Here is a 20,329-nt window from a genome sequence, read left to right on the forward strand (position 1 = left end):
CTAAGCTTAATTTCTATCCACAGTAGAAAAGCAAAACGCCCTGCAATGCAGGGCGTTTGATTTATCACGCAACCGTTATGTCAACCGCTGCGCACGGGCTAGCTTAAAATTAAGCTTGGCCTTTTACTTCTTTCAGACCGTTGAAAGGAGCACGTGCACCCAGTGCTTCTTCGATACGGATCAGTTGGTTGTACTTAGCAACACGGTCAGAACGGCTCATAGAACCAGTCTTGATTTGACCCGCTGCAGTACCTACCGCTAGGTCAGCGATAGTTGCATCTTCAGTTTCGCCTGAACGGTGAGAGATAACTGCAGTATAGCCAGCATCTTTTGCCATCTTGATCGCAGCCAGAGTTTCAGTCAGAGAACCGATTTGGTTGAACTTGATCAGGATAGAGTTTGCGATACCGTTGTCGATACCACGTTTCAGGATCTTGGTGTTAGTTACGAACAGATCGTCACCAACGATTTGGATTTTCTTACCCAGTTTCTCAGTTTGGTATGCGAAACCTTCCCAGTCAGACTCGTCCAGACCGTCTTCGATAGAAACGATTGGGAACTTCTCAGTCAGCTCTTCTAGGAAATCAGAGAAACCGTTAGAAGTGAAGATACGACCTTCGCCTTTCAGGTTGTATTCTTTCTTCTCTGCATCGTAGAACTCAGAAGCAGCACAGTCCATCGCTAGCGTAATGTCAGTACCCAGTTTGTAACCTGCTGCTGCTACTGCTTCAGCGATTACTTCTAGCGCTTCTGCGTTAGATTTCAGGTTAGGTGCGAAACCACCTTCGTCGCCAACTGCAGTGTTGTAGCCTTTAGACTTCAGTACTTTAGCTAGGTTATGGAACACTTCTGCGCCCATACGTACTGCTTCTTTCAGAGTTTTCGCGCCAACAGGTTGGATCATGAACTCTTGGATGTCGACGTTGTTGTCAGCGTGCTCACCACCGTTGATGATGTTCATCATTGGTAGAGGCATTGAGAATACGCCTGGAGTGCCGTTCAGCTCAGCAATGTGCTCAAACAGAGGCATGCCTTTTGCTGCAGCAGCTGCTTTCGCGTTCGCCAGAGAAACCGCTAGAATCGCGTTTGCACCGAAGTTTGATTTGTTTTCAGTCGCGTCTAGGTCGATCATGATTTGGTCAATAGCTGCTTGATCTTTTGCATCTTTGCCAACCAGAGCGTCTGCGATAGGGCCATTAACCGCAGCCAGCGCTTTCAGAACGCCTTTACCTAGGAAACGAGACTTGTCACCGTCACGCAGTTCAAGCGCTTCACGAGAACCAGTAGATGCACCTGATGGCGCAGCAGCCATACCTACGAAACCACCTTCTAGGTGAACTTCAGCTTCTACTGTTGGGTTACCACGTGAGTCGATGATTTCACGACCTAGAACTTTAACGATCTTAGACATTAATGTTTCCTCTCAATTGAATTTAAATGTCAAAACTAAAAGGGTAGCCACACAGCTAAAGTGACTACCCGTATCCTTTTACTTCAATTCACCGCGTTGGTACTGACCTGCTGCTTTAACAAAACCAGCAAACAGAGGGTGACCATCGCGTGGGGTTGAGGTGAATTCTGGGTGGAACTGCGCTGCAACAAACCATGGGTGAGCAGGGTTCTCAATCACTTCAACCAGCTTCTTATCTGCTGACAGACCAGAAACCTTCAAACCTGCTTTTTCAATCTGAGGACGCAGCAGGTTGTTCACTTCGTAACGGTGACGATGACGCTCATGAATCGTCGCACTGCCGTACATTTCATAGGCTTTGGTGCCTTTCTCAAGGTGGCACAGCTGTAAACCAAGACGCATAGTACCGCCAAGATCCGATTTTTCGCTGCGCTCTTCAACATTACCTTCACCATCAACCCATTCAGTGATAAGGCCTACCACTGGGTATTTGGTGCTTTTATTAAATTCAGTAGAGTGAGCACCTTCCATACCCGCAACGTTACGCGCGTATTCAATCAGTGCCACTTGCATACCTAGGCAGATACCAAGGTAAGGAATTTTGTTTTCACGCGCAAACTGTGCAGCGCAGATTTTACCTTCAATACCACGGTCGCCAAAGCCACCCGGTACCAAAATCGCATCCAGACCATTGAGCACATCAGTGCCTTTGGTTTCAACATCTTGCGAATCGATATATTTGATAGTCACATTCAGACGATTCTTCAGACCCGCATGTTTCAGCGCTTCGTTGACCGACTTGTAAGCATCTGGCAGTTCGGTGTACTTACCTACCATACCGATAGTCACGTCACCCGTTGGATTGGCTTCTTCGTAAATCACCTGTTCCCATTCCGACAGATCTGCTTCTGGCGCATTAATACCAAAGCGTGCACACACCAGATCATCCAGCCCTTGCGAGCGGATCAATTGTGGGATCTTGTAGATAGAATCGACGTCTTTCATCGAAATAACGGCTTTTTCTGGCACGTTACAGAACAGAGCGATCTTCTTACGCTCGTTGGCTGGGATCATGCGATCGCTACGGCACACCAGAATATCCGGTTGAATACCGATCGAAAGCAGCTCTTTGACCGAGTGTTGGGTTGGTTTGGTTTTCACTTCACCGGCAGCCGCGAGATAAGGCACTAGCGTTAAGTGCATAAACATCGCATTTTCACGGCCAACTTCGATCGCCAACTGACGGATCGCTTCCATAAATGGCAGTGATTCGATATCACCAACGGTACCGCCTACTTCAACGATCGCGATATCATGGCCTGCAGAGCCTGCAATCACGCGCTCTTTGATCGCGTTAGTAATATGAGGAATAACCTGAATGGTAGCACCGAGATAATCGCCACGACGCTCTTTGCGTAGTACGTCAGCGTAAACACGACCTGCAGTAAAGTTGTTACGCTTGGTCATCTTGGTACGAATAAAACGTTCGTAGTGACCAAGATCTAGGTCGGTTTCTGCGCCATCTTCCGTAACGAACACTTCACCGTGTTGAGTTGGGCTCATAGTGCCTGGATCAACGTTGATGTAAGGGTCAAGCTTCATCATGGTCACTTTAAGACCACGAGCTTCAAGAATCGCTGCAAGGGATGCCGCTGCAATACCTTTACCTAGAGAGGATACAACCCCGCCAGTAACAAAAATATAATTTGTCGTCATGTTTAACCTGAAATTGGTTGAATGAGGGAAATGAATTTCATCTGGACGGGACAAAACTATACCAGAACCCCCCCACTGCCACAACGTGAAATCTATCACACTCAATTTTTTATTTTTTGCTTCAAATCAAACCAAATTGATGCAAAGCCACCAAAACGAAGACCTGCCAACTTAGTTTTGCTGGCCGATTGGGCGTTTTTTTAGCGCCGAGTGATGATGTTGGCAACTCGGCTAACCCAGCCCGGTTATTGGTTATTTTCCGCCTGTTTGACTTGCTGCCAAAACTGATCGAGCTCTAACAAACTGAAATCTTGCAATGACTTATGTTGCGCTCTCGCTCGCTCTTCTACCCCTTGAAAACGGCGCACAAATTTAGCGTTGGCTTTGCTCAGCGCCATCTCAGGATCATGACCCAAATGGCGCACTAAATTGACGGTCGCGAACAATAAATCGCCTAACTCGAGTTCGACTTTTTGAGTATCCACATCCACTTGCAACGCTTCGTGCATCACCTCTTCGACTTCTTCGTATACCTTATCCACCACCGGGCCAACGCTATCCCAATCAAATCCATATTGAGCACATTTTTTCTGGATTTTATCCGCACGTGACAAGGCGGGTAACGAACGTGGCACCGCATCAAGGATGCTCTGTTGATGCTTGCCCGCCAGCGCTTTTTCTTTGGCTTTTTCTGCTTGCCAGTTGGCATCAATTTGCGCTTGATTATCAAATTGAGCATCCGCAAACACATGGGGATGGCGGCGAGTCAGCTTCTCATTCACTGTCTCAACCACATCACGAAACTCAAACAACCCCTGTTCTTTGGCCATTTGGCTGTAGAAAATCACCTGAAATAGCAGATCACCCAGCTCTTCACGCAAATTCGGCCAATCGCGCTGGGTGATGGCATCCACTACTTCAAACGTCTCTTCAATCGTGTACGGGGCAATCGTGTCAAAGGTTTGTTGTTTATCCCACGGGCAACCTGATTCAGGATCACGTAGACGACGCATAATTTGCTCAAGTTGTTCAATTGGGTGTGACATAGCTTGCCTTATATATGGAGATTTCATTTAACCTAAGCGTTTAACCAGCATCACATCTTTGATCTGTTCAATCCGCTTGGAAACTCGGGCTAGCGCTTCCACATTATTGACCTCAAGATCGAAATCCATCGTGATGATCTGCCGCTTATAGTCTGAGCGACTCTTCATGCTCGCCACTTTGATTTTTTCATTGGCGAGTAAGGTGGTGATATCTTTCAATAAGCCACTGCGCTCCATCGCCTCGATACGAACCGTCAGTAAGTAACTGCCAGCAAAACCGCTGCCCCATACGGTATCAATGATCCGCTCTGGTGCATGATGGCTCAGCTCTTCTAGCTGCTCACAATCGCTGCGATGCACGGAAATGCCTCGCCCTTGCGTAATATAACCGCGGATCTCATCGCCCGGGATCGGCTGACAGCAGCGTGCGAGGTGGGTCATCAGATTATCGACCCCCTCCACCACCACCGCATCTTTGTGCGGACGATGGGAGGTGAGCGTTTTGTTTTCCTGCAGCTTCTCAAGCACCAGCTTATCTTGCTGCTCAGCGGTCGGCTTATTAACTAATGCATTAATATGATTAACAATTTGGTTAATGCGCAGATCGCCACTGCCAATCCCAACATACATTTCATCCACACTGTTAACGTTAAAACGCTTGAGTGCATAAGCCTCGGCATGTTTCAGATTGGCACCAATTTTGGCGAGTTCACTCTCGAGAATTTCACGGCCAGCTTCGAGATTTTTCTCACGGCTCTGTTTGCGAAACCAAGCGTTGATCTTAGCCCGAGCACGCCCTGAGTGGACGAACCCTAGCGATGGGTTGAGCCAGTCTCGCGATGGATTAGGCTGCTTGGCGGTGATGATCTCCACCTGATCGCCCATCTGCAATTTATGGGTAAAGGGCACGATACGGCCCGCTACTTTGGCACCGATACAGCGATGACCGACTTCAGAATGGATGTGGTAGGCAAAATCGAGCGGAGTGGCGCCCATGGGTAAATCCACCACCTCACCTTTCGGAGTAAAGGCATACACCCGATCATCAAACACTTGGCTGCGCAGCTCATCAAGCATCTCGCCTGAATCGGACATCTCTTCTTGCCAATCGAGCAGTTTACGCAGCCATGTGATTTTCTCATCATAACCACTGCGGGCAGCGCTGCTGCCTTCTTTGTATTTCCAGTGTGCCGCGACCCCAAGCTCTGACTCTTCGTGCATCTGTTTGGTGCGGATCTGGATTTCGATGGTTTTGCCTTCTGGGCCTAAAATGACGGTATGGATCGATTGATAACCGTTCGGCTTAGGATTGGCGACATAGTCGTCGAACTCGTTCGGTAGATGACGATATTTGGTATGCACTATGCCAAGTGCGGCATAACAATCTTGCAGTTTTTCGGCAATAATTCGCACCGCTCGCACATCAAACAGCTCATCAAAGGCGAGACTTTTTTTCTGCATTTTGCGCCAAATGCTGTAGATGTGTTTGGGGCGGCCACTGACTTCGGCATTGATCTCCGCCAGTTGCATCTCAGCACGTAAATCGTCGACAAAGTCACGAATATACTGCTCGCGTACAATCCGCCGCTCGGATAACTGTTTGGCAATCTGCTTGTACGTCTCGGGCTGCTGATAACGAAACGCGTAATCTTCCATTTCCCATTTCAGTTGCCCAATCCCGAGTCGGTTGGCTAACGGCGCATAGATATTGGCACACTCTTTGGCCGCCACACGGCGCACATCATCCGGCTCATTTTTCACTTCACGCAGATTACAGATCCGCTCGGCCAGCTTGATCACGACGCTGCGAAAATCATCCACCATCGCGAGCAACATCCGGCGAACGTTATCCACTTGAGCGGAAGCTTCACTGCCATGCAAGGTGACATTGAGCTGACCAATCGCCGCCATCTCTTCCACACCTTGGATCAATTTCAGCACTTCTCGTCCATAGCTCTCTTGCAGCGATTCGCTATCTAACACGCCACTGCTGGCGATAGGAAACAGCAAAGCGGCCACCAACGTTGGGCGATCCATCGACAAGGTGATCAAAATTTCGATCATTTCGCGCCCACGCCATAGCAGCAGCGGGCCTTGTGAATGGGTAGCCAGCAACTGCTCACAATCGCGATACACCTCGGTCAATTTCGCCGCGGTTTTCGCCTCTTGTGCGAGACTGGTGATCCATGTTGCGAGTTCAAACTGTTGATCTGGGTTTAAGTGTGCGCTGCGTACCGCAACCATTGATATCATCCTAATAATTGTCTTTGTTAGCCTTCGACCGACGCCTCAATAAACCGTTTAGCGATTAGCCCTTTTTTACAAACAGTGCCATCGATTCGAGATGGCTGGTATGCGGGAACATATCCAACATACCTAATTTTTCTAAGCGAAATCCTTGGCTTAATAAGCTTTGACTATCACGAGCCAATGTCGCGGGATTACACGAGACATACACCACCCGCTCAGCCCCGAGAGCCGCCAATTGTTGTACTATACCTTCCGCTCCCGCTCGCGCAGGATCGAGCAGTACTTTAGCAAATTTCTGCTGCGCCCATGAGGCGCGTGTCATATCTTGTTCCAAATTAGCCTGATAAAACGCCACATTGTTAACTTGATTCAACTTGGCGTTATGGGTGGCGTGTTGCACCATCTCGGCCACCCCTTCTACGCCAACCACTTGATGCGCCAAGTTAGCCAACGGTAAAGTGAAGTTACCTAAACCACAAAACAGATCCAACACCTGATCTTGCGGATTAACCTCTAACCAAGCTAGCGCCTGCGCCACCATCTGCTGATTCACGCTACGATTAACCTGAATAAAATGGCTCGGCAAGAAACTTAACCGCGCCCCGGCTTCCTCACAATAGGCGATTTCCCCTTGCACATGTTGCAGTTGCCCTGCCTCTAAGCAGAGATAAAGGCTAAGCTGGTGCTGGGTAGCAAACTCGCTCAAACGGGCATGATCTTGCGCGGCTAGCGCACCGAGATGGCGCAGCAGCAGTACTCGTGTATTGTCGCCGCGCACCAATTCAACATGGCCCAATAATTCAGGCTGGCTCCAATCACTCAACAGTGATTTTAAAGGGGGGAGCAAGGCATTTAAGCTCACCTCAAGCACTGGGCAGTCGGTAACACCGACGATCGCTTTACTCTGCTTACGGCGAAAACCAAACTGCAATTGCTGGGCTTTTTTATCCCATTGCAGACTGAGCCGCGCCCGACGACGATAACCTTGATCATCAGAGCAAATCGGCGGCGACAGAGCAAGCGTCTGCTTAGCAAACTTGACCATTAATTGACTTAATGCTTGCTGCTTGTGAGTCATTTGTGCCGCGCGTTCTAAATGCTGCAAATCACAACCACCGCACTGTCCGTAATGCTGACAAAATGGCGCCACCCGCTGTGTGCTTGGCTGCAACACTTTGATCAACTGGCCTCTGGCGTATTTGCTTTTGCTTTCCGTGAGTTGGATCAGCACCTGTTCGCCAGGCAAAGCTCCGTCAACAAACAACGGTTTATTGTGCCAAAAGGCCAGCCCGCTGCCTTGATGATCCAACCGTTCAATACTGACCGGTTGATGCTTTTTGTCTAACGTAGTGGGTTTTTTCGGTTGAAAGAAACGTGCCATGCTTTGTGCTCAAGTGTTGAAATCGGTGTGTTTTCGCCCCAGTGTCACTATTCTGCGCTGGGAGGATTGTCGAAGCTGAGCGAGTTGATTAAGCTAGCGCTAAGCCTGCCTCACCCAGTTTCGAATTAATGTGGGGTATTTTCCCATATCCACACCACAATGTTTAGACAATAATGAATCGAAGATATGGCTTGCGTGCCCGCGTAATTACCCTCACTCTGGCTCCCACCCTGATTATTGGTCTGCTGCTCAGTGCGCTATTCTCTTTTAACCGCTATCACGACTTAGAAAACCAAGTGATCAGTTCTGGCGCGAGCATCATCGAGCCACTGGCGATCGCCAGTGAAGATGCGCTGCGTATCCAGAGCCGTGAGTCGGTACGCCGCATCATCAGCTACGCACACCGCAAAAACTCCAAGTTAGTGCGCAGTATCGCGGTCTTTGATCTCCATCATGAACTGTTTGTCACCTCCAACTTTCATCCCAATTTTGAACAGTTGATGTACCCCAAAGATCAGCCGATCCCATTTTTAAGTAGCTCAGTGATTGATGAAAACACGCTGATTTTACGCACTCCGATCGTCTCCGAGCGCACCTTACTCGAAAATGGTGATGCCAATCCGGCCACGCCAGTCACTGGCTATATCGCGATTGAACTGGATCTATCATCACTGCGCTTACAGCAATACCAAGAAATTTTCTCGGCTGGATTAGTGCTGGTGATTGGCATTTTACTCTCTGCGGTATTTGCATTTCGTTTGATGCACGATGTGACCCGCCCGATCACCCATATGAAAAATATGGTCGACCGGATCCGACGTGGGCATTTGGATGTACGGATTGAAGGCAAAATGCATGGCGAATTAGATGCTCTGAAAAAAGGCATCAACGCGATGGCGGTGTCGCTGTCGGAATACCATGTCGAGATGCAACACAGCATCGACCAAGCCACTTCCGATTTGCGCGAAACCCTTGAGCAGCTTGAAATTCAAAACGTGGAACTGGATATCGCCAAAAAACGCGCCCAAGAAGCGGCGCGGGTTAAATCTGAATTTTTGGCCAACATGTCGCATGAGCTGCGCACCCCACTCAATGGCGTGATTGGCTTTACTCGGCAGATGCTCAAAACCCAATTGACCAACAGCCAAACCGACTGTTTACAAACCATTGATAAATCGGCCAATAACCTACTAACCATCATTAATGACATTTTAGATTTTTCCAAACTGGAAGCGGGCAAACTGGCACTTGAAAACATTGCCTTTGAATTTCAGGATGTGTTGGAAGAGGTGGTCAACCTACAAGCCACCAGCGCCCACGAAAAAGGGTTGGAGATCACGCTTAAAATCGATCCTAAGATCCCTCGTGGCGTGGTTGGCGATCCACTGCGTATTCAGCAAGTGCTGACCAACTTAGTCGGCAACTCGATTAAGTTTACTGAGCGCGGCAATATTGATGTCAGCATCGAAATGCGCACTCAACGTGACGATATGATCGACCTGCAATTTATGGTGCGCGACACTGGGATTGGTATTTCGGAGCGCCAACAAGCCCAGCTATTTCAAGCCTTTAGTCAAGCTGATGCCAGCATTTCACGCCGTTATGGCGGAACTGGTCTTGGGCTGGTTATCACCCAGAAATTGGTCAGCCATATGGGCGGCGAAATCAGCCTCACCAGCCGTTTACACCAAGGCTCGACATTCTGGTTTACTCTGCGCCTCCATACCACTGAGCTGCCAATCAATGATGGCTATGACGCTCAATTACTGGCCGATCGTCATTTACTATTGATTGAACCGAATATGCAAGCGGCCGCCATTGTGCAGCAAACCTTGCAGCAAAGTGGCTTGGAAGTCACCTACCACTCGGTGCTCCCAGAGCACGATCAAACCTACGACTATGTATTGCTTAACCTCGCGCCGAATAAAGAAATCAATCCGAGCCTAGTGCAAACCTGGGTACAGCGCGCGCTCACGATCAGCCAGCATGTGATTGTTGGCATGCCGACCACCGAATTAGCTCTCGCCGATCAATTGATGCAACACTACCCAATCAAATGCATCAGCAAGCCGCTGTCACGCAAAAAACTGCTGCAAACCCTAGCCGCACAGCAACCCGCGTTAAGCAGTAGCAGCGCTCCGAAACCGCAAGCTGCGAAACTGCCACTGCGTGTGATGGCCGTTGATGATAACCCTGCCAATCTCAAGCTGATCACCGCCCTACTGCAAGAGCGCGTGGAGTGTGTGATCGCTTGCACCAGTGGCCAAGAAGCGCTCGAGCAAGCACAACAACGGCAATTCGATATCATTTTGATGGATATTCAGATGCCACATATGGATGGCGTCACCGCTTGTAAAGCGATTAAGCAGCTCGACGGCTATCAAGAGATTCCGGTGATTGCCGTCACTGCGCACGCGATGGCGGGTGAACGGGATCGCTTACTCAAGGCTGGCATGGATGATTACCTGACCAAACCGATTGATGAGCCGGTATTACAGCAGGTATTAATCGATTGGGATCCTCATTCGACCAAGCACGCTATCCGCAAACCTTTCTCCGCCGGAGAGGCTGCCTCCTCTGCAATAGCAGAGTCACAGCAGACAATGGTCAAGGATGATGAGAGGGTGATTGATTGGTCACTGGCGTTGCAACAAGCCGCCCATAAACCAGCACTGGCCCAAGAGATGCTGGGCATGTTAGTCGATTTCTTACCGCAGATGGCCAACGTGGTCAATCTCGCGTTAGCCGATCCGCAGTATTCGGCAAGTGATCTGCTGCACCATATTCACAAACTGCATGGCAGCTGCGCCTACAGTGGCGTACCGAAACTGCGTCGAGTGTGTGCCAATCTAGAACAAGCGCTACGCAGTGGTGTCACGATTGCAGAACTGGAGCCAGAACTGTTTGAGCTACAAGATGAGATGATCAACGTGATACAAGCCGCGGCTGGTTATCTGCCGAGTGAGGATTAATTCGCCGCAGAACGCACCGTTTAACGCTCGAAAATAACCGTCGCCATTGCATAACGGCGTTCATCCGATAAAGAGAGGTGAATCGAACGCACCTCAAGCAAGGCGGCTAATTGCGCGGCTTTGCCGCTTAAACTTAGCAGCGGCTTACCCAAAGCATCATTACTGATGGTGAAGTCGTGAAAGGTCACGCCCTGGGCAATTCCAGTGCCTAACGCTTTCGAGGCCGCTTCTTTGGCCGCAAAACGCTTGGCTAAAAATCGCCCTTGCCGCTGCAAACTCTGAAACTGCTCGAACTCCGCATCGGTGAGAATACGGCGCGCAAAGCTTTCACCTGAGCGCGCCAAGGCCTTTTCCACTCGTTCGATTTCAGTAATATCGGTACCGAGACCTACAATCATCGACTTAACGACGTGCCGCCAGCATCAAGGCTTTCATATCGGCGACCGCTTTGGCTAAACCATCAAACACGGCACGACCAATGATCGCATGGCCGATGTTAAGCTCGTAAATTTCAGGGATTGCCGCAATCGGCGCAACGTTATGGTAAGTCAGACCGTGGCCAGCGTTGACGGTAATCCCCAGATCATCCGCATAAGCCGCAGCTGCAGCAATTTTTTTCAGCTCATTTTGCTGCTCAAGCTCGCTAGATGCGTCAGCATAATGGCCAGTATGCAGCTCGATAAACGGTGCGCCACAGCTTTTCGCCGCATCAATTTGCTCACGATCCGCGTCAATAAATAGCGAGACTTTAATCCCCGCCGCGGTGAGTTTTTGGGTCGCCACTTTAACGCGCGCTAGCTGACCAACCACATCCAAGCCACCTTCGGTGGTGAGCTCTTCACGCTTTTCTGGCACTAAGCAGACATATTCTGGCTGAGTTTGCAGCGCAATCTCGACCATCTCATCGGTCACCGCCATTTCTAAGTTCATACGCGTTTGCAACGTTTCGCGCAAAATACGCACATCGCGATCAGTAATGTGACGGCGATCTTCACGCAAATGAATAGTAATGCCATCGGCACCGGCACGTTCAGCCATTTCCGCGGCATGCACCGGGTCTGGATACTGGGTGCCGCGCGCATTACGCAATGTCGCCACGTGATCGATGTTCACACCAAGATAAATTGAGCTCATTTTTCTGTACTCCGTGCTCTAGGGAGAGCTGTTTGACGAAACAACTCACGACTTTTTAAAGGTTTGCCGCCAAGATACGGCTTTAAGGCTAAACGTGTAAAGCGTTTTGCCGCTTGCAATTGAGCTTGGCTGGTAAAACGCCGCTCACTGATCGCAATCAGCTCATCACCGAGAAAAGTGAGATTATCGCGACGCAGTGACGCCATAAAGCCTTTTTGCTCGCGGTAGCGGTAGGTCATCTGTGGTGCAACCGGTTCACCACTACCAGCACAATGTAAAAAATCCACCCCATACCCCAGTGCGGTCAGTAACGCTAACTCAAAGCGCCGCAGCGCAGGCTCCGGATTGGTACTTTGCGCCAGTTCCGTCAAAGCAAACAGATAATCATGAAATAACCCAGGGCTTGCGACTTCAGGCATCAAGACTCGATCGACCAGCTCATTGATATACAGCGCAGAATACAGACAGACACCCGACAGAGGCAAACCGAGGCTGATCGGCTCAGCTTGGCGTAAGGTTTTCATCGAGCCATTGCCCGACCATTTTAGCAGCAGCGGAGTAAAAGGTTGCAGCGCACCTTTAAGATTGGAACGTTTGCCACGCGCCCCTTTGGCCATTAGGCTGACTCGGCCATACTCCTCACTAAACACATCAAGGATCAAGCTCGATTCACTGTAAGGGCGGCGATGCAGAACAAAACAGCGTTGCAGTCCGTCTGACATTTTCCTGTTCTATTATCTCGTTAAGGGCGGGGATCAAAAAAGGTGACAACAAAGTTGCCACCTTTTGTGCGGTTAAAGATCGTCGATATAGCCGAGTGAGCGCAGCGCACGCTCATCATCCGCCCAACCGGATTTCACTTTCACCCAAGTTTCTAAATACACTTTACGACCAAACAGTTGTTCCATATCCAGTCGTGCTTCACGACCAATGGTTTTGATTTTTTCGCCATTTTTGCCAATCACCATTTTTTTCTGACCGATACGCTCAACCAAGATCAGCGCATTAATGTGAAAACCATCATTATCCGGATTGTAATCGAAACGCTCGATTTCCACCGTAACCGAATACGGCAGCTCTTCACCGGTAAAACGCATCAATTTTTCACGCACGATTTCCGACGCCATAAAGCGCTGTGAACGATCAGTCACATACTCTTCAGGGAAGTGGTGCAGCGCTTTCGGTAAGTGTTGACGCACATGCTTTTTCAGCACATCCACGTTTTTACCCAGCTTAGCCGCAATCGGTACGATATCGACAAATTGCATCCGCTTGGAAAGATCCAGCATGTGCAGCATCACTTCGTTACGATCTTTCACCTGATCAACCTTGTTGACGCACAGCACCACAGGGAAATTGGCTTTTTGCAGTTTGTTGAACACCATTTCATCATCGGCGGTCCAGTGGGTACCTTCGACCACAAACAGCACTAAGTTAACATCGCTCAATGAACTGCTCGCGGCACGGTTCATCAAACGGTTAATCGCACGCTTCTCTTCAATATGCAGTCCTGGGGTATCGACATAAATCGCCTGATAAGCACCATCGGTATCCACGCCCATAATCCGGTGGCGAGTGGTTTGTGGTTTACGCGAAGTGATGGAAATTTTCTGCCCTAATAGGTTATTAAGCAGGGTCGATTTACCAACGTTTGGACGCCCCACAATCGCGACAAAGCCGCAGTGTTGATCCTCTGGAGTGGATGTTTCTACGACTTCGCCATCATGTTGAGAGGCAAAATATGCATCGATATCAAATTCTTGATCAGCCATGAGTTAGTTGCTCCAGTGCCGTTTCTGCAGCCGCTTGTTCTGCCTTGCGGCGGCTGGTGCCTTTACCGATCACAGGTGCATCCATACCTGCAACTTCACACGCAACGCTAAATTCTTGGTTGTGTGCTTCACCTTTAATATTAGTCACAGTGTAGATAGGCAGTGGTTTTCTTCTGCCTTGCAAAAACTCTTGTAAGCGAGTTTTCGGATCTTTTTGTGATACGCCCGGTTTGATCTCATCCAGTCGGCATTGATACCACTTGAGCACAATCCCACGCACGGTTTCCAGATCGCTATCGAGGTAAATTCCACCAATCAAGGCTTCTACCGCATCAGCCAGAATCGAGTCACGGCGAAAACCACCGCTTTTCAACTCACCTGGACCTAATTTTAAGTAATCTCCCAGATCGAATTCTCGACCCAGTTCCGCCAATGTGTGCCCACGCACTAAGGTGGCACGCATACGACTCATATCACCCTCATCCACTTTAGGAAAACGGTGATACAGATCGTCAGCAATGACAAAACTTAAAATTGAATCGCCCAGAAACTCAAGACGTTCATTGTGCTTACCATTGGCGCTGCGGTGTGTCAGCGCCAGATTAAGCAGCCCGCTATCCTGAAAGGTATAACCGAGCTTACTTGTTAATTTATTCATTAGAGGTGTCATAATCTCAATGTTATTGGCCCACTGATGCAGGCTTAATGGATCCCGCCAATACGATTCAATCGCACTCCACTTGGGATCCAAGATGGAAGTACGCTATCGGCAGCGCGTTCAAACTCGAAACTGATCCAGATCGCAACTGCTTTCCCGACCAAATTCTGCTCTGGCACAAAGCCCCAGAAACGGCTATCAGCACTATTGTCACGGTTATCACCCATCACAAAATAGTGCCCTTGTGGTACCACCCACTCATTGACGCCACGACGCGGACGATAGTCGGCCACGTTGTCCATGCGCAGTGGATTAACCAAAATACTGTGTGGCTGTTGACCTAACTGCTCATCGAGCTGGATAAGCGGAATATTATTCTGATAAAACTCACTCGATTGCACATTTGATAATGTCACTGCTTGGCATTGGCTTTGGCCTTGTGGCTGGATACACAGCTCTTTATCTGCACTGTAGCGCACCGTATCTCCCGGCATACCGACGACGCGTTTAATATAGTCGATATTCGGACTGACCGGATATTTGAACACCACAATATCGCCACGTTCAGGTTGGCCAGTTTCAAGCAACTGAGTACGCCAAACCGGATCTTTCAAGCCGTAGGCATATTTTTCAACCAGAATAAAATCACCAACTAACAGGGTTGGCATCATCGAGCCAGATGGGATCTGAAATGGTTCATAAATGAACGAACGCAGAATTAACACCAAGGCGATCACTGGAAAAATCGACACGCTGTTCTCAATCCACCACGGCTGTACCAAGGCTTTATTGAGCGCTGAGGCCGGTAAATCTGGAGTTTGTGCTTGTAGCTCAGCCTGTTTTTGCTGACGCTGTTTTGCCCAGCGCAGTTTTTCCAGAGTCCAAACCAGACCGGTGATCAGAGTGACTAGCACCAAAATCAGTGAGAATGTGTTCGCCATTGACTTCCCTTATCTAAAAAATGCGAAAGTGAAAGAGCCGAAACCCTTTCACTCATCGGTTAAACCCATCAATCTCAACTCAGCAAAGAAATTAATCTTTACCCACATGCAAAATGGCGAGGAACGCTTCTTGCGGCAGCTCAACGTTACCGATCTGCTTCATCCGTTTCTTACCTTCTTTCTGCTTCTTGAGTAGCTTCTTCTTACGACTCACGTCACCACCGTAACACTTAGCCAGTACGTTTTTACGTAACTGCTTGACGGTAGAACGGGCGATAATGTGGTTACCAATCGCCGCTTGGATCGCAATGTCAAACATCTGGCGAGGGATAAACTCTTTCATCTTCTCCACCAATTGACGGCCGCGAGTTTGCGACTGATCACGGTGGGTGATGATGGCCAACGCATCGACTTTATCGCCATTGAGCAGCACATCGACACGCACCATGTGCGACATTTCAAAGCGTTGGAAACCGTAATCCAGCGATGCATAACCACGCGAAGTCGATTTCAAGCGGTCAAAGAAATCCAGTACCACTTCCGCCATTGGCACATCGTAAGTCAAGGCGACTTGGTTACCGTGGTAAACCATATCAACTTGAGTACCGCGTTTTTCGATACACAAGGTGATCACGTTACCCAGATAATCGGCAGGCACCAGAATATTACAGCGCGCAATCGGCTCACGGATCTCTTCAATATCGTTAATAGCGGGCAGTTTAGCTGGGCTATCAACATGGATGATCTCTTTGTTGGTCTTGAGCACTTCATACACTACGGTCGGCGCAGTGGTGATCAGATCAAGATCGTATTCACGCTCTAGACGCTCTTGGATGATCTCCATGTGCAGCATACCAAGGAAGCCACAGCGGAAACCAAAACCAAGTGCAGCCGAAGTTTCTGGCTCATAAAACAGTGATGCATCATTCAAGCTCAGTTTGCCCAGTGCATCACGGAAGTTTTCATAATCATCCGACGAGACCGGGAATAAGCCCGCATAAACTTGAGGTTTTACTTTTTTAAAGCCCGGCAGCGCTGTTTCGCAGCCATTTTTAGCTAAGGTTAAAGTATCGCCGACTGGTGCGCCCATGATGTCTTTAATACCACACACTACCCAGCCCACTTCGCCAGTATTGAGTGCGTTGGTATCGACTTGTTTGGGGGTAAAAATACCTAAACGATCAACACCCCAAATTTGGCCGGTGCTCATCACTTTGATCTTGTCGTTTTTCTTCAGGCTGCCGTTTTTGATCCGCACCAAAGAAACCACGCCTAAATAGTTATCAAACCAAGAGTCAATGATCAGCGCTTGCAGCGGTGCTTCTGGGTCGCCTTGTGGCGCTGGGATCGCTGAAACAATCTTCTCCAACACCTCATCGACGCCTACTCCGGTTTTAGCCGAACAGCGCACAGCATCGATCGCATCAATGCCGACAATGTCTTCAATCTCTTCGGCAACTCGCTCTGGCTCTGCCGCAGGTAGGTCGATTTTATTGAGGATCGGAACTACTTCCAGATCCATCTCAATCGCGGTGTAGCAGTTAGCCAAAGTCTGAGCTTCTACGCCTTGACCGGCATCCACCACCAACAGTGCGCCTTCACACGCCGCTAGCGAACGTGATACTTCGTACGCGAAGTCAACGTGTCCTGGGGTATCGATAAAGTTCAGTTGATAGGTTTGGCCATCTTTCGCTGTGTAGTCGAGTGTCACACTCTGCGCTTTAATGGTGATACCACGCTCACGTTCGAGATCCATCGAATCAAGAACTTGATCGGCCATTTCACGATCACTCAAGCCACCACAGACTTGAATTAAACGGTCAGATAGTGTTGATTTACCATGGTCAATGTGGGCGATAATCGAAAAGTTACGAATGTGCTTCATAGGCTTGGGATGACTAAACTCTTAAATAATAAGGACATAGAAAAGCTGCGCTGGCGGCCATTCATTCAAGTGGGGCGATTCTACCCAATTTCGGTTGGGTTCGCATCATAATTTAGGCCAGTGGGATCCCCAGTTTACGCAGTACGACCACTTGCTGCTCCGAGCACCGCTCAAGCACTGCGGCATAATGTTTGGCCACCCATACGCCAAGCGCAATCGACAATAGTGAAGTGAGGATCACCACACTTTCGCCCATCGCTAACCATGGGGCGAGCCATTGAGTGCCAAACCAAGCACCAAGTAGCATAAAAAACAGCGGCAACAGATACACTAACGCCGCCGATTGCAACAGGCTTTTTTCTGGCAAGCCGATTTCAACCACTTCTCCAGCCTGTAATGCTTGCTGGGTGTGTAGCTGCCATAATAGGGCTTTGCTACCCAGCGCTTTCGATACAATACCAGTGCCGCAACTGCTGGATGATTGGCAGTGGCTACAACTGGTTTGTTGCTGACAGCTCAACGTAACCTGAAAGCCTTGTTGAGTCGCGACCACTTGAGTGACGGTCGCCAACGCGGTCATCATGGTGCTGGTACTCCCGCCACATTGATCAACACGGATTGAGCAATCCGCTGCGCGGTTGCTGGTGGAATATCGCCGACTACCGAAATTTCATTGTCACCTTTGACTAAACTGTGCAAGGTTCGCCGACCTTGTCGCACCAATTGACCTTTCAATGAGTAATTATCACTGGCCGAAATATACACCGAGAAATTAAACAGGCCGTCAGAGTACATTTGACTTTCTACTAGACGCTCGGTGATCGCCATACGATAGCGATTCAACTCCATCGCCTGAAAACCTTCTGGCACCCAGCTTACTTGCCAAAAAGTTTGTTGCATGCTGCCTTTGGGTAATTTCAGCACTTCTGGCAGTTGGACCGAATTCAATCCAGCCATCAGCTCAGCTAACCGTTCACTGATCGAATAGGAAATGGTGCGATATTGCTCTAAGACTTCACCATCACGATCCAGCAAGTCTGCGCGTAACGGTAAATGGCTCTTCTCATCAACCCATAACACATAGGAATAGCGCAAGCCATCTTTCGGCACCACACGCAACACCTGGCAAGGGACACCCGCTTCGCGCGCCCGGCCGATTTTGACAAAATCGTAATACTGACTCAGTTGAGCAACATCACTATTAATCATTGGCATGGTTGGCGCGACCATCTCGCTCGACTCGATGGTAAATGGTTCGACGCCAGGCTCAATATAGCTCACTTCATCGCCGCGCCGGATCACTTCACGCACCGGACCACTTAAATACACTAGATGTGCCAATTGCTGCTGATCTTGACGCACATGACGATACAACAGTGGCTCAATGCTGTTTTTCTTAACCAAGATATATGAGAGTTCGTAATTAAGATGTTGGCTGGCTTGGTTCATCTGATACAACAACGCCTCTGCAGGCTGTTCTTCTGCAAAGGCGGTTGTTGAAGTGGCACAAAACAGCGTCAGCGCACTGATCAAAAATTTCTTCATTCCGCAACCGATTCAACTGAATGTTGGTGAGAAACGGCATTCTCACTATTTAAGCGTAATTGCAATTCATAGTCCTGCAGCAAGGCATTTACACGGCGGCGCTGCTCTTGCATAGTACTATCTGGTGCATGCTTTTCAACCGAGTCACGCGTCAAACTGACAGGTTCGGCACTGCCGGCCAATGGAATAGTTTGCAATACGGGCAACTCACCATCGATCGTCGAGCTCTGCCCGGCATACTGCTGAACACCAAACACCACAGCCAAACAAACCGAGGCAGCAATACCAAATTGACTCAATTGCGACCACCAAACCGGCAGTTGACGCTTGGCTTGTTGTGGTGTGGGTTGATCTGTCAGCTTAGTTTGCTGCAGAGCAATCACATTGTGGGTATCACGTAATGAATGGTTTTTATCACGCAATAAATTATGAGCGGGTTCATTTTCCAAGGCCAATGCAACGCTTTCAGCAATATTCCACTCCTTTGCTACTGGCGCATCACCGCGCAGCACATCACCAATTAGGTGGTAATTGCCCCAAGTTGTACATGCTTGAGGATTGTGAGCCAATTGTAAAATCAGCTCATTGTCGATCATCTCGCCATCCATGAGTGCTGAAAGTTTTTGTTTGTCAGCCATTCTGTTCACCATAGTTATTACGCAATGTTATTACGGAACGTTATTACGAAATTCGCTTGCGACCGAGCTTGCATTACAAAAGCGGGCTAATTCTCTTTTCGACCGCCTCACGCGCGCGAAAAATTCGAGAGCGCACAGTTCCTACCGGACAATCCATCACTTCCGCGATTTCCTCATAACTTAAGCCTTCTAGCTCACGTAAGGTCATTGCCGTTTTCAAATCATCAGGTAATGCATCTATCGCATCGAACACTGCCCGTTTCAATTCGTTGGACAACGTAATGTTCTCTGGGTTCGATATTTCTTTTAATGCATCACCACCTTCATAAAATTCAGCGTCTTCAGCATCAACATCACTAGCGGGTGGGCGTCGATTCTGCGCCACAATGTGATTTTTCGCAGTATTCACCGCAATACGGTATAGCCAAGTATAAAATGCACTGTCACCACGAAAAGTGGGAATGGCTCGATACGCTTTAATAAACGCTTCCTGCGCCACATCCGCTACATCGCCAGAATTGCTGATGTATCGGGAAATAAGGTTGCAGACTTTATTTTGATATTTCAAAACCAAAAGATTAAACGCTTGCTTATCCCCATTCTGAACTCGCTCAATCAATACTTGATCGGTCAGTTGCTCGTTCATGCGAGCGGTCACTCCTATTGTTATGTCCCTCTACCCTCTCAGATATGGGTACTCATTGTGCGAATTATAATATTGACATCACTGCTTATATGAGCACCTTTGAGACTCGCTATCATTGATAAAGTTCATTAGTCAGTAAAATATTTTGCTTAAAACCCCATCAATCCAGCCAGTTCATCGTCAGTATCAAGCTGACATGCCACAGCACGACACTTGAGCCTACGGCGTGATCCCACGACTAGCGAGATATCTAACACGCCGGAATAGAGAGCGAGTAATATGACAATAATATTTACAAACGATTGCATTTAGCGCGATGATAATAGCAGGATTT

The 20,329-nt window shown here is 48.8% G+C and carries 17 protein-coding genes; 1 reads left to right on the forward strand and 16 read right to left on the reverse strand.

Going from position 1 to position 20,329, the window contains the following annotated elements:
* Positions 1-109: 109 nt before the first annotated feature.
* The 5 genes from eno to rlmD all read right to left on the reverse strand — a co-directional run bounded on the left by eno (position 110) and on the right by rlmD (position 7,804).
* Positions 110-1,411 (reverse strand): phosphopyruvate hydratase, encoded by a 1,302-nt coding sequence (gene eno / locus OOK74_RS09460; RefSeq protein WP_274722856.1) that lies wholly within the window; start codon positions 1,409-1,411, stop codon positions 110-112.
* Positions 1,412-1,489: 78 nt separating this feature from the next.
* Entirely contained in the window at positions 1,490-3,127 is a 1,638-nt protein-coding gene (gene pyrG / locus OOK74_RS09465) for a CTP synthase (protein WP_274722857.1), read from the reverse strand.
* 245 nt (positions 3,128-3,372) lie between these two features.
* Entirely contained in the window at positions 3,373-4,173 is an 801-nt protein-coding gene (gene mazG, locus OOK74_RS09470) for a nucleoside triphosphate pyrophosphohydrolase (protein WP_274722858.1), read from the reverse strand.
* A 27-nt stretch (positions 4,174-4,200) separates the two neighbouring features.
* A complete protein-coding gene (gene relA / locus OOK74_RS09475; protein ID WP_278182683.1) occupies positions 4,201-6,417 on the reverse strand; it encodes a GTP diphosphokinase in 2,217 nt (738 codons plus the stop codon).
* A gap of 64 nt (positions 6,418-6,481) precedes the next feature.
* Positions 6,482-7,804 (reverse strand): 23S rRNA (uracil(1939)-C(5))-methyltransferase RlmD, encoded by a 1,323-nt coding sequence (gene rlmD, locus OOK74_RS09480; protein ID WP_277206642.1) that lies wholly within the window; start codon positions 7,802-7,804, stop codon positions 6,482-6,484.
* Between the two features lie 173 nt (positions 7,805-7,977).
* Here rlmD and barA point away from each other — a divergent pair, with 173 nt between their 5' ends.
* Entirely contained in the window at positions 7,978-10,776 is a 2,799-nt protein-coding gene (barA, locus tag OOK74_RS09485; protein ID WP_278182684.1) for a two-component sensor histidine kinase BarA, read from the forward strand.
* 20 nt (positions 10,777-10,796) lie between these two features.
* Here the strand turns inward: barA and acpS are convergent, their stop codons facing one another.
* From acpS to rpoE, 11 genes are all read right to left on the reverse strand, one after another.
* Positions 10,797-11,174, reverse strand: coding sequence for a holo-ACP synthase (gene acpS / locus OOK74_RS09490; RefSeq protein ID WP_278182685.1), 378 nt, complete (start codon positions 11,172-11,174; stop codon positions 10,797-10,799).
* 4 nt (positions 11,175-11,178) lie between these two features.
* Positions 11,179-11,910: a pyridoxine 5'-phosphate synthase gene (gene pdxJ / locus OOK74_RS09495; protein ID WP_277206644.1), complete on the reverse strand. Its 732-nt coding sequence runs from the start codon at positions 11,908-11,910 to the stop codon at positions 11,179-11,181.
* Positions 11,907-12,632: a DNA repair protein RecO gene (recO, locus tag OOK74_RS09500; protein WP_274722865.1), complete on the reverse strand. Its 726-nt coding sequence runs from the start codon at positions 12,630-12,632 to the stop codon at positions 11,907-11,909. The genes pdxJ and recO overlap by 4 nt, the downstream gene beginning before the upstream one ends.
* Positions 12,633-12,704: 72 nt before the next feature.
* Positions 12,705-13,682: a GTPase Era gene (era, locus tag OOK74_RS09505; RefSeq protein WP_166014350.1), complete on the reverse strand. Its 978-nt coding sequence runs from the start codon at positions 13,680-13,682 to the stop codon at positions 12,705-12,707.
* Positions 13,675-14,352 carry a ribonuclease III gene (gene rnc, locus OOK74_RS09510; protein ID WP_166014349.1) on the reverse strand — a complete coding sequence of 226 codons (678 nt, stop codon included), beginning with the start codon at positions 14,350-14,352 and terminating at the stop codon, positions 13,675-13,677. Before rnc ends, era begins: the two co-directional genes overlap by 8 nt.
* Positions 14,353-14,384: 32 nt before the next feature.
* Positions 14,385-15,281, reverse strand: a complete 897-nt coding sequence (lepB, locus tag OOK74_RS09515) for a signal peptidase I (protein WP_274722867.1) — start codon at positions 15,279-15,281, stop codon at positions 14,385-14,387.
* Between the two features lie 91 nt (positions 15,282-15,372).
* Entirely contained in the window at positions 15,373-17,166 is a 1,794-nt protein-coding gene (lepA, locus tag OOK74_RS09520; RefSeq protein ID WP_166014347.1) for a translation elongation factor 4, read from the reverse strand.
* Between the two features lie 112 nt (positions 17,167-17,278).
* A complete protein-coding gene (locus tag OOK74_RS09525) occupies positions 17,279-17,749 on the reverse strand; it encodes a SoxR reducing system RseC family protein (RefSeq protein ID WP_274722870.1) in 471 nt (156 codons plus the stop codon).
* Entirely contained in the window at positions 17,746-18,711 is a 966-nt protein-coding gene (rseB, locus tag OOK74_RS09530; RefSeq protein ID WP_166014345.1) for a sigma-E factor regulatory protein RseB, read from the reverse strand. Before rseB ends, OOK74_RS09525 begins: the two co-directional genes overlap by 4 nt.
* Complete coding sequence (locus OOK74_RS09535) at positions 18,708-19,349, reverse strand: sigma-E factor negative regulatory protein (RefSeq protein WP_278182686.1); 642 nt, start codon at positions 19,347-19,349, stop codon at positions 18,708-18,710. Before OOK74_RS09535 ends, rseB begins: the two co-directional genes overlap by 4 nt.
* Before the next feature lie 73 nt (positions 19,350-19,422).
* Complete coding sequence (gene rpoE / locus OOK74_RS09540; RefSeq protein ID WP_274722873.1) at positions 19,423-19,995, reverse strand: RNA polymerase sigma factor RpoE; 573 nt, start codon at positions 19,993-19,995, stop codon at positions 19,423-19,425.
* Between the last annotated feature and the right edge of the window lie 334 nt (positions 19,996-20,329).

It is taken from the genome of Vibrio misgurnus (assembly GCF_029635775.1).
GTDB lineage: Bacteria > Pseudomonadota > Gammaproteobacteria > Enterobacterales > Vibrionaceae > Vibrio > Vibrio chanodichtyis.

What these genes read in the sequence shown, in the direction of transcription:
- lepA (WP_166014347.1), bottom strand. Translation starts at nt 17,166, where the DNA reads ATGAAGCACATTCGTAACTTTTCGATTATCGCCCACATTGACCATGGT.
- relA (WP_278182683.1), bottom strand. Translation starts at nt 6,417, where the DNA reads ATGGTTGCGGTACGCAGCGCACACTTAAACCCAGATCAACAGTTTGAA.
- pdxJ (WP_277206644.1), bottom strand. Translation starts at nt 11,910, where the DNA reads ATGAGCTCAATTTATCTTGGTGTGAACATCGATCACGTGGCGACATTG.
- lepB (WP_274722867.1), bottom strand. Translation starts at nt 15,281, where the DNA reads ATGGCGAACACATTCTCACTGATTTTGGTGCTAGTCACTCTGATCACC.
- barA (WP_278182684.1), top strand. Translation starts at nt 7,978, where the DNA reads ATGAATCGAAGATATGGCTTGCGTGCCCGCGTAATTACCCTCACTCTG.
- rseB (WP_166014345.1), bottom strand. Translation starts at nt 18,711, where the DNA reads ATGAAGAAATTTTTGATCAGTGCGCTGACGCTGTTTTGTGCCACTTCA.
- rlmD (WP_277206642.1), bottom strand. Translation starts at nt 7,804, where the DNA reads ATGGCACGTTTCTTTCAACCGAAAAAACCCACTACGTTAGACAAAAAG.
- era (WP_166014350.1), bottom strand. Translation starts at nt 13,682, where the DNA reads ATGGCTGATCAAGAATTTGATATCGATGCATATTTTGCCTCTCAACAT.
- rnc (WP_166014349.1), bottom strand. Translation starts at nt 14,352, where the DNA reads ATGACACCTCTAATGAATAAATTAACAAGTAAGCTCGGTTATACCTTT.
- OOK74_RS09525 (WP_274722870.1), bottom strand. Translation starts at nt 17,749, where the DNA reads ATGATGACCGCGTTGGCGACCGTCACTCAAGTGGTCGCGACTCAACAA.
- OOK74_RS09535 (WP_278182686.1), bottom strand. Translation starts at nt 19,349, where the DNA reads ATGGCTGACAAACAAAAACTTTCAGCACTCATGGATGGCGAGATGATC.
- rpoE (WP_274722873.1), bottom strand. Translation starts at nt 19,995, where the DNA reads ATGAACGAGCAACTGACCGATCAAGTATTGATTGAGCGAGTTCAGAAT.
- recO (WP_274722865.1), bottom strand. Translation starts at nt 12,632, where the DNA reads ATGTCAGACGGACTGCAACGCTGTTTTGTTCTGCATCGCCGCCCTTAC.
- pyrG (WP_274722857.1), bottom strand. Translation starts at nt 3,127, where the DNA reads ATGACGACAAATTATATTTTTGTTACTGGCGGGGTTGTATCCTCTCTA.
- eno (WP_274722856.1), bottom strand. Translation starts at nt 1,411, where the DNA reads ATGTCTAAGATCGTTAAAGTTCTAGGTCGTGAAATCATCGACTCACGT.
- mazG (WP_274722858.1), bottom strand. Translation starts at nt 4,173, where the DNA reads ATGTCACACCCAATTGAACAACTTGAGCAAATTATGCGTCGTCTACGT.
- acpS (WP_278182685.1), bottom strand. Translation starts at nt 11,174, where the DNA reads ATGATTGTAGGTCTCGGTACCGATATTACTGAAATCGAACGAGTGGAA.